The 16,895-nt window shown below is 47.5% G+C and carries 10 protein-coding genes; all 10 read left to right on the top strand.

The features are described 5' to 3' along the window. The first annotated feature begins 20 nt into the window (after positions 1-20). The 10 genes from CHH60_RS26165 to CHH60_RS26120 all read left to right on the top strand — a co-directional run bounded on the left by CHH60_RS26165 (position 21) and on the right by CHH60_RS26120 (position 16,710). Positions 21-722, top strand: coding sequence for a GerMN domain-containing protein (locus tag CHH60_RS26165; protein WP_095361875.1), 702 nt, complete (start codon positions 21-23; stop codon positions 720-722). Positions 723-794: 72 nt separating this feature from the next. After that, entirely contained in the window at positions 795-3,533 is a 2,739-nt protein-coding gene (locus CHH60_RS26160; protein WP_095361874.1) for an S-layer homology domain-containing protein, read from the top strand. Between the two features lie 162 nt (positions 3,534-3,695). Next, complete coding sequence (gene nth / locus CHH60_RS26155) at positions 3,696-4,391, top strand: endonuclease III (protein ID WP_095361873.1); 696 nt, start codon at positions 3,696-3,698, stop codon at positions 4,389-4,391. Positions 4,392-4,414: 23 nt separating this feature from the next. Continuing rightward, complete coding sequence (locus tag CHH60_RS26150; RefSeq protein ID WP_095292936.1) at positions 4,415-4,687, top strand: NAD/NADP transhydrogenase alpha subunit; 273 nt, start codon at positions 4,415-4,417, stop codon at positions 4,685-4,687. 316 nt (positions 4,688-5,003) lie between these two features. Then, positions 5,004-8,678, top strand: coding sequence for a dynamin family protein (locus CHH60_RS26145; protein ID WP_095361872.1), 3,675 nt, complete (start codon positions 5,004-5,006; stop codon positions 8,676-8,678). 268 nt (positions 8,679-8,946) lie between these two features. Beyond that, the gene (locus tag CHH60_RS26140) at positions 8,947-10,719 is read left to right on the top strand and encodes an ABC transporter ATP-binding protein (RefSeq protein ID WP_095361871.1); all 1,773 of its coding nucleotides are present in this window, start codon (positions 8,947-8,949) and stop codon (positions 10,717-10,719) included. After that, the gene (locus tag CHH60_RS26135) at positions 10,716-12,566 is read left to right on the top strand and encodes an ABC transporter ATP-binding protein (RefSeq protein WP_095361870.1); all 1,851 of its coding nucleotides are present in this window, start codon (positions 10,716-10,718) and stop codon (positions 12,564-12,566) included. The genes CHH60_RS26140 and CHH60_RS26135 overlap by 4 nt, the downstream gene beginning before the upstream one ends. A 288-nt stretch (positions 12,567-12,854) precedes the next feature. Continuing rightward, complete coding sequence (locus CHH60_RS26130; RefSeq protein WP_095361869.1) at positions 12,855-14,504, top strand: AraC family transcriptional regulator; 1,650 nt, start codon at positions 12,855-12,857, stop codon at positions 14,502-14,504. 131 nt (positions 14,505-14,635) lie between these two features. Beyond that, positions 14,636-15,625 (top strand): ABC transporter substrate-binding protein, encoded by a 990-nt coding sequence (locus tag CHH60_RS26125; RefSeq protein WP_095361868.1) that lies wholly within the window; start codon positions 14,636-14,638, stop codon positions 15,623-15,625. A gap of 62 nt (positions 15,626-15,687) precedes the next feature. Further along, positions 15,688-16,710, top strand: a complete 1,023-nt coding sequence (locus CHH60_RS26120) for an NAD(P)/FAD-dependent oxidoreductase (protein WP_095361952.1) — start codon at positions 15,688-15,690, stop codon at positions 16,708-16,710. Positions 16,711-16,895 lie beyond the last annotated feature (185 nt).

Genomic DNA, 16,895 nt, shown 5'->3' with positions numbered 1-16,895 from the left:
GATCAGGAGGCGGAGTTAGAATGAACAAAAAAATATGGATTGCAGCACTGCTGGTAACGGTTATGGCAGTTGCTGCCGGATGCGGAAGCAAGCCAACAGCAGCTCCTGCTCCAAGTCAGACTCAAGGGGCAGGCACGGAAGTTAGCGTCCCTGAGGATCAAAATAATGAGAATGAGACAAATGATACGGAAATTACTGATCCTGTAACTGTGGAAACAGAAGGTACGACATCTACACCGGATTCAACACCTTCCAGCTCAGGTTCGGAAGGAACAGCTTCTTCGGGAGGAACTTCTACGGATTCGAGCAGCACTTCACAGAGTACAGAGCAAGAAACAATCAAGGTGTTTTATACCGATCCGGAAGAACTGGATCTGCATGAAGCCACAGCAAATATCTCCTACGCAGCAGATGATGATAAATACAAGGAAGCATTTGCGGCTTTACAACAAACGTCTGATGACAAACTTGTTCCACTGTGGGCCAAAGATATTGAATTGAAGTCCGTAAAATTTGACGCAGGTGCACTTACATTGGACATTCATATGCCTGATACTGCACGTCTTGGTGCGGGTGGAGAAGCATATGCAATTGATGCCTTGAAGAAAACATTCTTCCAGTTTGATGAAGTCAAATCGCTTGATTTGCTGGTGGACGGGCAGCAATCTGAGAGCTTGATGGGCCATGTCGATCTTGAGCATCCAATGACAAGATCCGAATAGTTTCGCTGCAGCATGTTGTTTTACCGTTTTCCAATGGATATCGACCGTTTTACATGAGAGGGGAAATCATAGGTGACTTTTAAATATAACAATCCATCACACTCTAAAAAAGTAGTATCAGCCGTGCTTGCAGGCATGATGGCCCTTAGCGCTGGCGGAGCTGCCATGGCAGCGGAATCAACAGAAGCGGAGCAGAGCCAGACTTCGGCTGTAAGCAATACGACTGCACCTGCAGGTTTGTTCAGTGATATCAAGGTAGGATACTGGGCTGAGAAGCATGTATATAAGCTGGCAAACCAAGGTATCCTTCTCGGTAACAATGGTCTGTTCCGTCCTGGAGATGCGGTAACACAACAGGAAGCTGTAACCATGGCGATCCGTTTTATGAACCAGGAAGGCCAGTTGAACGACAGCACGGCTACGGCATTACCGACAAATATGGAAGTGGGGAATTATTTCAAGCCATATGTGGCTTTGGCGCTTCAACTGGGACTGATTGATAAAACGGAAGAAGCTACAGCAGACGTATCTAAAACAACATGGGGACAAAAGCCTGCATCGCGTGAGTGGATTACCAAGCTGCTGATCCGTTCATTGGACAAAGAGGCTGAAGCGAAGGCTCAGAACAGTCAGTCCACTGGCTTCGCCGATGATGCAAGCATCTCCACAGATGGCAAAGGTTACGTCAATCTGGCAGTGAGCCTGGAGCTTGCCAAAGGTGTGGAAGGTAACAAATTTAATCCAACCGGATCGGTAACCCGGGCCCAATTAGCAACTTTCTTCAGCAGAGGAGAAGCGTTAACAGATACAGCTTATCCGAACACGTACACGGGTTATGTAACTGGATTAAAAGATGGTCAGATCAGCCTGCTGGTTGATGGTAAAGTAACTAACTTTACGGTGAACAGCAGCACACCATATTTTACAAAAGATAGTGAGACACGTGCGACAGAACCCAATGTTCAGCTCTATACCAAAGTACAGGTGGTTGGATCTGCTGGAAATGCAGCTTATGTGGAAGTAATCGATGCGACGCCGCAGGTGGAGAGCGTCGAAGGTACGTTTGCACGTTCGTTATCGGGCAATAAAATTGGGATCTTTGTTGGCGAGAACTATGAAACCTACGGGTACGATGAAGCAACTGCATTTATCGACCAAAACGGAAATGCGATCAAGTTGACTGATATTACAGCTGACAGCATTATTGAAGTACAACGCGAGACCTTCTCCGCAGACAAAAAAACGGTGGCCATCCGCGTGAAGTCCGGCATTGTTAACAAAAGTGACAGTGGTGTAATTGCGGAAGTGAGCACTACCGGGAAAACGATTAAGTTCACGAATGCAGCAGGAACTACAGAGCAGTTTACGTATGGTGATAATCTGATTATTCGTTATCAGGATCGAATTCTATCTCTAGCAGAGCTTAAAGCAGGCAGTACCGTAAAATACACGGTGAAGGACAGTGTTCTGCAAAGCATTGAATTGTCTCAGGGTGTAGAGCAGTCTGTACGTGGCACCTTGGTGGAGATTGGTGGCAATCAGTCAACATTGACGTTCAAACGTGAAGGTGGCTCTCTTGAGGCAAAATTGCTGGCCGAAAATCCGGAGGTAGTGATCAACGGAATCCAGGACGCATCATTGTCAGATCTGATTACGGATGCAACGAATGGTGATCAGGTTGAACTGACACTAAATGGGGAAGATCGTGTAACGAGAATTCAGGTTATTGGACGTCAGATGGAACCGATGAACGGAGCTTCTGTAGTTTCCTACAACAGTAAAACCAAAGTACTGACTGTACTGGACAGCAACAAAAAACCATTTGTATTTACGCTGGATGACAAAACGAAACTGGACTACAACACAACCAAGCCTACGCTTGCAGGATTGGAATCGCTATTGAACGAAGGACGCAAACTCGATCTGACGTATGTCGGAACCAGAGCGTTGTCCGTAAAAGTCATTTACAAATACGAAGGTACGCTTAGCGGCATGGATACAAATAAAAAAACCATCAGCGTATTGTCTGGTAACCAAACCATCACAGTTCCTTATTCTACCGTTCCGGCAATTGAGATCTACAACAAATCTGGAGCAAGTCTGAGTGACCTGAAGATTGGTGATAAAGTAACCGTTACGCTTGGTTCCAATCAGGATTACGTACAAAAAGTGTCATTAAACACCGTAGCACAATTTGAAGTTGTATCTGTAGAGACCAATGGTCGTGTTCGTGTAAAATCGGACTCACTGACAAGCCAGTTTTACGTGGATCAGGCTGTTTTGACAGGTGAAAGTGGACAAAGTATTACCGCTTCTCAACTGACTGCTGGCAATCTGATTAACGTCACTTTCGAAGGAACGACGCCTAAAGCGGTTCAAGTCGTGAAACGGACTTTGGCAGAAGTGACATCTGTTGATGCGACTTCGGTAACGCTGAAGTTGTTTAATGGACAGAGCGAAACCGTACCTGTTAGCGGTGCTGTAAAAGTGATCAAGTCAGGCTCTACATTAACCACGTTAAACAGCCTTACGGTGGGTGACCGTGTCGAAATGACCAAAGATACGGATAATTCCACTCGCTTCAGAGTGATGACCATTATGAGTAAGCAATTCTGGTCTTATGATGGAGTCGGTAACCAAATTCTGGTTAAACGTGAGTCCACTTCAGATACAAATTACCGTTTTGCACTTGGTACAGGCGTATTTGTTCACCAGGGTGACAACACTTTAAGCGTGCAATCTCTCAAAGATAATGATAATATTGTATTGTATCTCCTGAATAACGTAGTCATGGAGATCCAAAAACAGTAATCGTATTTTTCGAGGATCAAAAGAATGACCGTCTTGATGCGGGATCTTTCCCCCATCAGGACGTTTTTTTTGCAAGCTTTTTGGCGTCCCCGCAGAGCACTCGAAATAAGCTTGAAAGTAAGTCTCCACACGGTGTGGTGATTTTGTGGGAGGTAGCTCTTCATGAATGCAGCGACGGTTAGGCACATACTCGATACGATGGAAGCGATGTTCCCTGATGCACATTGCGAATTAAATCACAGCAATGCGTTTGAATTGACTGTAGCTGTCCTGTTGTCTGCCCAGTGTACCGATGAAACGGTAAACAAGGTGACCGCAGACTTGTTCCAAAAGTACACCAGTCCTGCCGACTATCTGGCTGTTCCACTCGAAGAGTTGGAACAGGACATCCGGCGTATTGGCTTGTACCGGAACAAGGCCAAGCATATTCAGAACATGTGCCGTATTTTAATAGAGCAGTATGGCGGTGATGTACCGCAGGAACATGATCAGCTTGTAACGCTGCCAGGTGTAGGACGGAAGACCGCGAATGTGGTTGTTTCCAATGCATTTGGTGTACCGGCCATTGCGGTGGATACGCATGTTGAACGTGTATCCAAACGGCTCGGGCTGGCAGGCTGGGACGACTCCGTACTTGAAGTCGAGAAAAAACTGATGAAGCGCGTACCCCGGGATGAGTGGACTTTAACTCACCACCGGATTATTTTCTTTGGACGCTACCATTGCAAGGCGCAAAATCCCGGGTGTCATATTTGTCCATTGCTGGACGTATGCCGGGAAGGGAAAAAGCGTATGAAAACGTCCCAAATCAGGAAAGATAAGGAACGTGCTACAAGCCCAAAACGAAAAATAAATTAATGACCAGAAGAGGATGAGTAATGATGAAATGCATTTCCGTGTACACTGACAATTTTGAGGCCTTCTCCGATATTTTTGAACAAATCGTTGAACAGGAAATGGCTGAAAATGAAGAGAAAGAAGTCGAAGGCATCACAGTAAGCCACTCTGGCGACGTGCCTGAGCACTATTTGGAACGTATGTCTACAAAACCGGAAGTTGTGGTTATGAGAGACAAAGGAAGAGACATCACGATTTTGCAGCATGGTCAAGTATTTGAAATTTTGCTGCCTTCCCTGGAGAATGCTGTTTCCTAATTCTCCTGGTCAATGCAAGACATGTTGCATCAATGCTGGCGTCGAGCTTATCACATAAGTTCATGCTGGCATTGAATGCAGCATACATAACTACGCACAGTGAATATCATTGTGTATTCAATAGAACCATAACTCAGATAAAACCGACAGAACGGTTTTATTTTTTTTAGCAAAAATGATGTTTTCTTTCTGCAACGCTTAGCTTCAAATGAACGAAACCGTTCAAATTCGGTTCGTCTAATGTTAAAATACATTTATTATGAGATAAAGACATGATGCAGGTACCAATTAAGAGAAGCCAGGGGGAAGGCCAGACATGACCAGAACAGATTACCCAGTAGAATTGGCTGAACCACTGCTTTCGCTGCGCAAGGCAATGGAGCAAACAGGAGACCATACTGCTGTACATGCTTTAACAGATCTGATGAGCAAGGCAGAGATGAAGCAATTGACGATCGCGTTTTGTGGACACTTCTCTGCAGGAAAATCAAGTTTGATCAATAGTTTATGTGGGAAACGGGTACTGCCATCAAGCCCTGTTCCGACAAGTGCCAATGTGGTGTCCATACGCAATGGCGCACCGCGAGCGCTGATTTATACGGCAGCTAACGAAAGCGCTGACAATCAGGAAGTAATCGCAAATCCGCTTGAGGTTTCTCCTGAACAACTGGAAGAGTACTGCAAGAATGGTGGTGCATATCGTTCCATTGAAGTGTGGGATGACATCCCTTTGCTGGCAGATAACGCTGTGCTGTTGGATACACCAGGTGTGGACTCGACTGACCGGGGACATGGCTTGGCAACACATTCGGCGCTTCATCTTGCTGATGTGGTCTTTTATGTGATGGATTATAACCATGTTCAGTCTGAGAGCAATTTGTCTTTCGCCAAGAGCCTGTCGGATTGGGGGAAGCCGTTGTTTCTCACCGTGAATCAGATTGATAAGCATAGGGAACGGGAGCTAGCGTTTGACGAGTATGTGAAAGGTGTAGAGGCCATTTTTGACGCGTGGGAAGTCAGATATGATGGGCTCTTGTTCACTTCGCTTCGCGATAAGGATCATCGTTATAACCAATGGCATGTGCTCCCTGATTTGATTCAACACATGTTGAACGAGAAGGAAGCACTCATTCGTCATAGCCTTGCAAGTTCGGCCAGTCATATCACGGAGCAGCACATAATCAGACAGGCTGAACAGCGAGAGGACGAAGAGGCAGCTCTGCTGGAGGAGATCGGAGGACAGGAAGGCATTGAACGACTTGAACGAGAGCTGGATAAGTTAAAGGATGATGAAGACGAACTTCGTGCAAAGCCTTCTCGGGAGCGTGAGAAGTTCCGGGGGGAGCTGGAGTCCCTGCTATCGAATGCCAATCTCACTCCTGCAGATATCCGTACTTCGGCCGCAGCTTATCTTGAGAGCCGGAAACCTGGGTTCCGGGTAGGATTGCTTTTCTCAGGTGGGAAGACCGAACAGGAAAAGCAGCGCCGTGCTGCTGAGCTCGTTAAAATGCTGCAGGATCAAACTTCGGGTCAAGTGGAAGTGCATATTCGCACTATGCTTCGCAAGCTGGGAGAAGCTCATCAGCTGTGGAGCCCAGACTGGGAACAGGCATTGAATTCTGAACTGCCTGTTCTGGATGAAGCACTATTGGAGATGAAACGAAGCGCTGGCGCAGAGGTGTCTCCCGAGTATGTGCTTCAATTCAGCAAGGAGGTGCGGGGCGAGATTGAGGCCCGCTACCGCCGGTCGGCCATGATGCTGGCCGACCGGATGCTTGAGGCGCTGGGCGCGCAGGGCGAAGCCGCGCTTCAGGCGCTGGACGCCAGCCGCGCAGCGGTGCTGGCGCAATCCGCGGCGGCGGCGCGCTATACGGCGCTGCAGCGCACCGCCGCCGCCGAGGCAGCAGGGCTGCGCAGCCTGCTGCCTCCTGCGGGCCCTCTCCCCTCCGGGCTGTTGCCGGAGGTGCAGGGCCCGCATGTGCCCGCGCAAGAGCCGAGCGAAGCTCACGGCTCTGACCCGGGCACATCTGCGTCTGTGGCTGCGCAGCCACAGACGGAAGCGCCGCCGCGCACAGCTGCGGCGCACATGCAGCCGGCGGCTGGCGCACAGCGCCGCCGGCGCCTGGACGCAGCTGCGGCACGGCTGGAAGCCGCAGCTGCGCTGGTAGAGCCGTACCCCGCCATGGGGTCGGCGGTACGGGATCTGCGTGCACGCGCGGCTTCGCTTGCTGGCGGCACGTTTACCCTGGCGCTGTTCGGAGCCTTCAGCGCCGGCAAATCCTCCTTCGCCAACGCGTTGCTGGGCGAAGCTGTACTCCCTGTATCGCCGCATCCAACGACAGCGGCGATTAACCGGATCATGGCTCCGGCCGGAGGCGCGGAGCATGGAACGGCCCGGGTCCGCATGAAGACCCGGGCCGCGTTCCAGGAAGATCTGGCCTATTCCTTCCGTTTGCTCGGATTGGGCGAACCGGGAGCGGATTGGCAGAAACGGGTCCAATCCTTATCGCCACAGGATGTACATCCCGCAGGACGGCCGCACTACAGCTTCCTGCAGGCGGCAGCTGCAGGCTGGGATGACACGATGGATCAGCTTGGTCAAGATGTTCAGGTAGACCTTAACGGATACCGAAATTTTGTGGCCAATGAACGGAAATCCTGCTTTGTCGACAGCATTGATCTGTACTATAGCTGTGACGTTACGGAGCAAGGCATTGTGCTTGTGGATACACCTGGGGCCGATTCGGTGAACGCCCGTCATACGGGTGTTACATTCAATTATATGAAGAATGCGGATGCGCTTATCTTTGTAACCTACTACAACCATGCTTTCTCCCAGGGGGATCGACAGTTTCTCAACCAACTGGGACGGGTGAAAGACAGCTCGGCCATGGATCAGATGTTCTTTGTGGTGAATGCCAGTGACTTGTCATCATCCGAAGAAGAACTTGCACAGGTACTGGAGCATGTCAGTACTCAGCTTCGAACCAATGGGATTCGGGCCCCACGATTATTTCCGGTTTCCAGCCTGCTTGCCATGGAAGGCAAAAGCACGGGAGATGCAGATATGCTTGAGCAATCGGGTTTCCTTCGTTTTGAGGAAGAGTTTAATCGGTTCGCTGGCACAGAACTTGCTGACCTTGCCGTTGGAGGTGCTGCCGAAGAACTGTCGAGGGTTATCCAGCGGTTAGATCAGCGTGCCCACGATGCCGTTCAGGGTGAAGAAGTGCTGCAGCAGCGGAGGCAGGAACTGCACGCCGTCATGGATCAGTCCCTCGTGCGAATCCAAACCCTTGCTGAGCGCTCCATGAGAGAAGAGCTTGCTCAGGAGACGGCTGAACTGCTCTTTCATGTCAGACAGCGGCTGGGTTATCGACTGGGGCTCTTTATGGCAGAAGCGTTCCATCCTTCTGTTCTGCGGGAAGACCGTGGTAATCTAAAAGGTGGATTTGCAGCATGCGGACGTGAACTGCTGCGTATGATCGCTGTAGAGCTGGAGCAGGAATTGCTTGCGACGACACTCCGACTGGAGCAGGCAGGGAAGAGCTGGTTAATGAGGCAGATCGATGATTGCGTTCAGGCACTTAAAGAGCGATCAGGCGGAATGGATCTTTCGCTTGCTTTTAATGAGAATTGGAGTACACCTGTGCTCGAGGAGATCCGGCTGGAGGAACCGTCAGGATGGAAAACGTATCTCAGTTACTTCCGCAACCCGAAGCAATTCTTTGAAGGTGAGGGGAGACAACGACTACAGGAAGCGCTCGATCCGGTCATCAAACAAATGGTAGCTGAAGCTCTTCCTGCTGCACAGGAAAAACTGGTTCAGTTCTATGATGCCCAGCTGCATCAGTCGCTGCAGCATCAAGCCAGCCAGTTGGAAGATCGACTGAAAGAAGCTGTGGCTGCATTAAATGAGACACTGACAAGTGGCGTTCCAGCAGAGGAATGGCATAGTCTTTCAGCACAAGTGCAGCAATTCGTACACGAATAAGTATACACGCAAAGTGTATGCATATGTATCCGCAAAAAGGCTCCTGACCGACCAGGTCATACAGGGAGCCTTTTTTTGTCCGAACAACCTGAAACAAAGAGAATATTCAAACATTTGATTGATAGGTGGTCTTTTATTCCCGTTAATGACGCATTAAGGAGAAAGTAGCCTGAATATGGTCAGTTATTCGCTTTGCCGCGAATGGGGGACGGTGATAAACTTCATAAATGTTCATACTGTTTTTGAACGAGACAAGAGGAGGAGAAACATGGATGTTCTCAGGCAACTGCAAACCTTTTTTTGGGAAAAGCGCACGTATTTATTTGTATCAATCTTGTTCCTCGCCATAGCGACTGCGCTCGGGCTGGTGTATCCGAATTTACTAAGGATACTGATTGATGACGTAATTATACCGCGCAATTTTGAAGACGTTCCCATACTTGCTTTAACCGTGTTAGGTGTTGTGATTTTGAAAGCGGGAATGCAGTTTTTACACGGGTTTTATGGAGGACGCCTTGGTAACTTTCTGGCGTACCGACTACGTAACGCATGTTACGAAAAGCTTCAGTTTTTATCCTTCCGTTATTATGATACGGCCAAGACGGGTGATCTGATGTCCCGCCTCACGGGAGACCTGGAAGCCATCCGCAACTTTATCGGATTTGGCTTTGCACAGATTCTCAACATGGTTTTGATGGTCGTATTCGGCGCAATCATGATGATGACGATGAGCTGGCAGCTTACCTTGCTGACGCTCATATGTATTCCTCTGCTTGCCTTTGTTGCGCTAAGATTTGAATCCCAGATCCACCCTGCATTCCAGGAGATGCGACTGGCGCTCAGTTCATTGACGACAGCCGTACAGGAAAATATTACTGGAGTGCGTACCGTAAAATCTTTTGCACGTGAGCCTTACGAAGTGGAGAAGTTTTCCACACGCAACGAGCGTTATAAAACGAATCAGATTCATGCTGCAACATTGTGGAGTCGCTATTTTCCCATCATGGAGATTCTTGCTTCTGTAAGCGTTGTACTCCTTCTTATCATTGGAGGAAGAATGGTCATCAATCAGACGTTGTCACTTGGTGAACTCGTTGCCTTTTTCAGTTTGATCTGGTACATAATCGGACCAATGTGGAACCTTGGATTCCATATCAACAACTATACGCAATCCAAAGCTTCGGGCGAACGGGTGCTTGAACTGTTGAATACACCGGTGGACGTGCAGGAGACAGAAGATCCAATTATTGTCGAGGCTGATCAGGTTAAGGGGCATGTAACGTTTGATTCTGTAACCTTTGCGTATGGCAATAAAATGGCGGCAGTAACCGATATCAATTTTGATGCACCTCCGGGCTCGGTTATCGGTTTCCTCGGAGGCACAGGTTCCGGTAAATCCACCATTATTCAGCTCTTGATGCGTGCGTATAACGTCAATTCGGGAACCATCAAATTGGATGGCAAAAATATTAAGGACATGGGGATACGCAGCTTGCGGAGCCAGATCGCATCCGTCTTTCAGGAAACGTTCCTGTTCTCCTCCAGCATACGCAACAATATCTCGTATGGTCTCAAAAACGTAAGCATGGATGACATTATTCGGGCAGCGAAGCTGGCCAAAGCACATGATTTCATTATGGAGTTTCCGGACGGATATGACACGGTTGTTGGAGAACGAGGCATGGGTCTTTCCGGGGGTCAGAAACAGCGGATTGCGATCGCAAGAGCTTTGCTCAAAAATCCGAAAATTCTGGTACTTGATGATGCAACCAGTGCAGTGGATATGGAGACCGAGCATGAAATCCAGTCCGGTTTCCAGGAGGTCATGCGAGGAAGAACGACCTTTATCATTGCACACCGGATTTCCTCACTGCGACATGCAGATGAAATACTGGTACTGGATGAAGGACGTGTCGTTCAGCGCGGTACACACAAACGTCTTATTGAAGAACCTGGACCATATCAGGATGTTTACAAAATTCAATACGCAGACTACATCGCCCGCGGCAAGCGGGAGGCTGGGGAGCAGGTGAACTCATGAGTGCCGAAACGGTAGCAGACAGGCGCGAGGTCAAAGGGACCTCTGAGAAGAATATAAATGAACGATTCGTTTATCAGGACGATGAGATCATTGAGAAACCGTTTAACTGGAAAGAATTTGGACGTTTGTTCGGCTATATGAAACCTTATGCAAGGCAGCTTCTGCCGCTGATCATATTAATGATGATTTTGGGTACAATCACGAAGTTGTCAGTTCCTTTCTTGATCAGTTTGGCGATTGACAGAGCCATAGCACCAGAGAACGGACTGCCAAGCATGACCCTGTTATATATTATTGGGGGTTCGGTACTCCTGCTCTATCTCATTCAATGGGCTGCCAATACGTACCGGATCAAATTAACCAACATTATAGGACAGCGGGTCATCTATGACCTTCGCTCGGATCTGTTCAAACATATTCAAAAGCTGTCCTTTAACTTTTTTGACAAAAGACCGGCGGGGTCCGTACTCGTTCGTGTCACGAATGATATCAACTCATTGCAGGATTTGTTCACCAATGGTGCAGTCAACGTCATGATCGACTGCGTGCAGTTATTGGGTATTATCGTCATATTGATGCTCATCAACTGGAAACTCGGCCTTGCCGTTATTATTACGGTACCGATCATGTTTATTATCTCCACCAAGCTGCGGGTACTGATCCGCCGTGCCTGGCAGGATGTACGCATGAAGAACTCCCGGATTAACTCCCACTTGAATGAATCCATTCAGGGGATTCGCGTGACTCAGGCGTATACACAGGAAAAAGAAAACATGAAATACTTTGACAACATGAACTTGTCCAGCAAAAAATCATGGGACAAAGCATCGGCCATGAACCAGGGCTTTGGACCGCTCATTGAAATTACCGGCGGTTTCGGTACATTGATCCTGTTCTGGTTTGGTGCCTACCTGATTCAAGATGGTCAATTAACTGTTGGTTTGCTTGTTGCTTTTGCCAACTATGTGGGTAACTTCTGGGATCCGATCAACCGTTTGGGTCAGATGTACAATCAACTGCTGGTAGCCATGGCTTCCTCCGAACGCATTTTCGAATTCATGGATGAGGAACCAAGCATTGCGAACAAACCGGGTGCGAAGCCGATTCCTTCTATTAAAGGCGATATCGTTTTTGACAATGTCGTTTTTGAATACGAGAAAGGCAGACAGGCGCTTAAAGGAATCAGCTTTAAGGCCGCAGCAGGCGAGTCCATTGCACTGGTTGGTCACACCGGCTCAGGAAAAAGTACAATTATCAATCTGATTAGCCGCTTCTATGATATTTCCGGAGGAAGACTGACAATTGATGGCCATGATATACAGGATATTACGGTTGAGAGTCTGCGTAGTCAGGTAAGCATTGTCTTGCAGGATACCTTTATCTTCTCCGGAACGATTCGAGACAATATTCGATTTGGCAGACTGGATGCAACCAATGAAGAAGTGGAGGAGGCTGCGAAGGCGGTCAATGCCCACGAATTTATTATGAAGCTGCCTGGTGGATATGATACGGAGGTTGAAGAAAGAGGAAACGTGCTGTCCATGGGACAACGGCAGCTATTGTCTTTCGCCCGTGCCTTGCTCGCGGATCCACGGATTCTTATTCTGGATGAAGCAACAGCAAGCATTGATACCGAGACAGAGCTCAAAATTCAGGAAGCACTGAAAGTGCTGCTTAAAGGCAGAACCTCTTTCATGGTCGCTCACCGACTCTCCACGATCCGGAATGCAGATAACATTATTGTGCTCGATCACGGTGAAATCAAGGAAGAAGGAAACCATGAGCAACTTATCCAGAAACAAGGCGTTTATAATGGTCTCATCGAAGCGCAATACAGATTTTTATAACATGAATTCTGGCCTAGGTATGTTTTAGATTTTTGTGACTGATGCACTTGACACTCCGGCACCCTATAACCCTGGTTTTTCCTTCAAGATAAGCAAATTGTTTTATTGGAGGCAGGGAATAGGAATGCCCGGAGTGTCTTTTTTTTATTCAAAAGGTGCTGTGCGGGCCGTTTTTTTGCGAAGGGGCGCGTGTATAGCTGTTCCTACTGGCACTTAGTTCATTCACGGAATTGTGCTATATTTTAAGGATTACCAGAAGAACGAATCGGGACGGCTGGAGGGAGAACGATGCAGGAAGCACATAGCGAAATGCAATTAAAACGTTTTGACAAGCTGGATCATCTTCACTTTAAGCTCATATATGTGGATCAACCTGGCGCAAGCGATTATGTAAGGAATTGGTGTTTGAGAAAACACTTCCTGGACACATATATGTTATTGTTTATGGCTAGTGGTCAGGGCTGGTTAACAGTAGATGGCAACTTTATTGAATTACGTGCAGGAGCCTGGTACATCGGACAGCCTGGGCAGTTGGTTGAGGCAAATGTTCATTCACTGGATGAAAGAGGGGTGTATCATATGAACTTCGAAGTGATGCACTTGGCGGAACAAGATGATCCTGAAGTTCTCGATATTATGAAGCAACTTCTGGGGGATCCCTGTGACGCTGAGGTCATATGTGCTTCGGCGGTTGCGGTTGGTGAGCTCTGTCAGATGATCTATCAGCAAGCGCGGATTAAGAATGGTTTACAAAGGTACTATGGTCAAATTCGTTTTCAGGAATTACTGTATACAATGTTCAACGATGTGGTACGTGCAGAAGAGCGTTTTTCCACTTCTCCCGTAGAACATGTAAAAGACTACATCGAACAAAATTATATGAACAAAATAACGATTGAGGAGCTGGCGACCATTGCACGAATGAGCTCTCGTCACTTCATGCGTTTATTCAAAAAAAGACATGGTTGCAGTGCGATGGACTATTTGACCTTTTTCCGAATCAAGCAAGCCCAGATTTTAATGAGAAACGATCACAATTATCGACTCAAGGATGTTGCATCATACGTGGGCTATCAGGATGAAATGTACTTCCGGCGTAAATTCAAGCAAATCTCGGGTATTCCCCCAGCAGCATTTATACAGGGCAGCAAGCAAAAAATAGCAGCTGTTCATTCCTTGAGTATAGGAACTCTCCTTGCCTTGCAGATTATTCCTTGTGCCGCAAAGGCGAGTCATCCATGGACTGAGTATTACAGACGCAAATATGAAACGAACAAAGTCATGCCGCTGGCTGAGGTGGAAGCCATATGGCTGGAGCAGCTTCGCATGGTGGATCCGGATTATATCATCACCGTTGAGGGAGAAATGTCGGACACGCTGGCTCATCAGCTTCGTTCTCTTGCACCAGTATGCATCATTCCGCAGGATGAGGGGGATTGGCGGGATCACCTGAAATATGTTGCCCGTTTTTTGGACAGATCAGATGTTGCGGAGGCGTGGCTGCAAAGATATGATGAGAAGTCAGCGATGGTCAGAACACAGCTTGCAGACAGCGTTCGGGAAGAACGGCTGCTTGTACTGAGAGTACATGGCGAAGTGCTGCAGGTGCTGGGGCCGAGGAGCATAGCTTCTGTATTTTATGTGGACTTGCAAATGAACGGTCCTGAAGGGATAGAGGCATTCTGGAAGCTGGGAACAGTGAAAGTTACAGAACTGTCGAAGCTCTCAATAGATAGAATGCTGTTGATCGTGGAGGAGGATGAAAAGTCTAAGCAAACGTGGAACGCTCTTCAAAACTCTGGAGGTTGGAATGATACGACAGCAGTCCAAAATGGATGCATTGATATACTCATGCCGGGCGTTCTGCTGGATTACACTGCGTTTACCCATGAACTGATGCTGGATGAAATATTAAAGCTCTGGCAAGATCGTCCATAGCAAAAAGTCCGAATCGTCAATATCATGCAGGAACGTAATTTAATATACTACTCCTATATCTAAATGATAATGATAATTATTATTAATTGCTCATTATCATATCTCATTGACATATAGGGGGTACATACGAAGTGAAGTTCAAAGGGTTTACAATGGTGTGTGCAATTTTGATTTTACTCATGATTTCTGCATGTAGTCCGACCAGTCAGAAGGTGTCTTCAAGTGAAGCGCAAGCAACAGGAGCGCCCCATTCATCAGCAGCAGAAGCTGACAAGGTAAAAGTGGTCCACACTGAAATGGGCGATATTACCATACCGGAATCACCACAACGGGTAATCGCTCTGTCGGTTGTATACCCGGAGTTTTTATATGCACTCGGTATCGTACCTGTGGCTGTACAGAACTATCATTCCGAATTTCCCGCGTATCTGCAAGACCCTTTCTCCAATACGTTGAAGATGGGCATCGCAAGAACACCTGACTTTGAAGCGATTCTTGATGCAGGCCCTGACTTGATTATTGCTCCTGACTGGTGGTCGAAAAAGGACTATGATCAGCTCTCGCAGATTGCTCCAACCGTGCTGCTGCCAGAGCATAATGACTGGCGAGATGAACTGCGTGGTATAGCAGCGATTCTGGGGAAAGAAGAGCAGGCCGAACAGGTGATACAAACCCTGGAGCAGCATGAGAAACAAGGCGCCGAAACGCTGCACAACCTGATTGGTGACGAGACTGTGCTGTACATCAGAGTGATGGAGAAGGAAATTATTTTACATGGCGAGAACATTGATCGGGGAAGATTCGTCCATAAACAGCTGGGTTTGCAACCACTCCTTAATTTTCCTGAATCCGAATCTGCAATGTCCGTATCCTTGGAAGTATTGCCCGAATACGATGCAGATCATCTGATCGTACAACTGGATGATGAGACGAACAAGGAAATAAAAAGCAAGTTTGACGAGATGTTAACCACCTCACTGTGGAAAAATCTGAAGGCGGTCAAGAATGATCATGTCTATATGGTTGGTGGAAAGGAATGGTTCAATCTGGGAATGTCTCCGCTTGCCGACAGTTATGTGATTGATGATATCGTTGCTGCTTTTAAAGAGAAGAACAAATAAGGTAGACCTTAATATTGCGAGAGTTGCTTTCGATTGATAAAACCAGAACGGATGTGTCCGAAATGCATAAAGAAGACATTTATGATGTGACAATCATTGGCGGCGGCCCTGCAGGCATGTATGCGGCCTTCTATGCGGGTATGCGCGAAATGAAAGTGAAATTGATTGAAGGCAAAGATCGGCTTGGCGGGTTTCTACATACCTATTCGGATAAAACGATATGGGATGTGGGGGGAGTGCCACCTATGAAATGCTCCAGGTTGATTGAGTGGCTCGTCCAGCAGGCGACCACTTTTGATCCAACCGTTGTGTTGAATCGTAGTGTAGACAGATTCACTCGCCTGGACAACGGACTATTCGCCTTGCATACTGACGAGGGCGAGTTGCATTATACACGCTCCATTATTATCGCAATAGGTCGAGGAATCGCTGAAGTTCAAAGGCTTGAAATGGAAGAAGCAATTGAATATGAGCGGAGCAATCTCCATTATACGTTGCAAAGTCTGGAACGATTTACGGGTAAACATGTGTTGATCTCTGGCGGAGGCAATAGTGCTGTTGACTGGGCTATCGAACTCGCGGAACAAGCTGAAACTGTAACAGTTGTTCACCGTCAATCGGAATTTCGCGCCATGGAACGAAATGTGAAATATATGAAAAACATAGCGGATGTGCGTACACCCTATCAAATTACGCGGTTACACGGGAATGGGGACCGCATACATCAGGTGGTTATAACTCACGTAGACACCGGGGAGAATGTTTTGCTCGAAGTGGATGAAATTGTGGTTAGTCATGGGTATACAAGCCACGTAAGTGGCCTTGCCCGCTGCGGTCTGGAGATGAGCGAAGGTATGATTGTAATGAGCCAGCTTGCAGAGACCAATGTACCCGGTATTTTTTCGGCAGGAGATTGTGCAACCCATGAGAGTAAAGTACGACTGATTGCCGGAGCTTTTAATGATGCGATTGTGGCGGTAAACAGTGCGAAACAATACTTGAATCCGAAGGCGCCTAAGATGGCCTATGTTTCTTCACATAATGACATTTTCCGAGAGAAAAATCGGCATATTACAGGTTGCTGAACTCTCGGGAAGAAGGTAGGATCAGGTTCATTGGTGATCTCAGATCAATATTACAATCATATCCTTGATTTGGGAGGAATGGAAAGAGTATCGAATCTGTGAACGGTAATTGTAAAAATTGATCGAAAAAACACAAAAAATCTTGTAAAATTCACAAGAAAAATAGGGAGCACACTTGCAATCTT

The sequence above is a fragment of the Paenibacillus sp. 7523-1 genome (genome assembly GCF_002276415.1).
Lineage (GTDB): Bacteria > Bacillota > Bacilli > Paenibacillales > Paenibacillaceae > Paenibacillus > Paenibacillus illinoisensis_A.
Note: the sequence above shows the minus strand (reverse complement) of the source record. Positions and strands in the feature narration are given on the sequence as shown.

Excerpts from the sequence above, each read along its gene's own strand:
- CHH60_RS26165 (WP_095361875.1), top strand. The coding sequence starts at position 21 with ATGAACAAAAAAATATGGATTGCAGCACTGCTGGTAACGGTTATGGCA.
- nth (WP_095361873.1), top strand. The coding sequence starts at position 3,696 with ATGAATGCAGCGACGGTTAGGCACATACTCGATACGATGGAAGCGATG.
- CHH60_RS26150 (WP_095292936.1), top strand. The coding sequence starts at position 4,415 with ATGAAATGCATTTCCGTGTACACTGACAATTTTGAGGCCTTCTCCGAT.
- CHH60_RS26145 (WP_095361872.1), top strand. The coding sequence starts at position 5,004 with ATGACCAGAACAGATTACCCAGTAGAATTGGCTGAACCACTGCTTTCG.
- CHH60_RS26140 (WP_095361871.1), top strand. The coding sequence starts at position 8,947 with ATGGATGTTCTCAGGCAACTGCAAACCTTTTTTTGGGAAAAGCGCACG.
- CHH60_RS26135 (WP_095361870.1), top strand. The coding sequence starts at position 10,716 with ATGAGTGCCGAAACGGTAGCAGACAGGCGCGAGGTCAAAGGGACCTCT.
- CHH60_RS26130 (WP_095361869.1), top strand. The coding sequence starts at position 12,855 with ATGCAGGAAGCACATAGCGAAATGCAATTAAAACGTTTTGACAAGCTG.
- CHH60_RS26120 (WP_095361952.1), top strand. The coding sequence starts at position 15,688 with ATGCATAAAGAAGACATTTATGATGTGACAATCATTGGCGGCGGCCCT.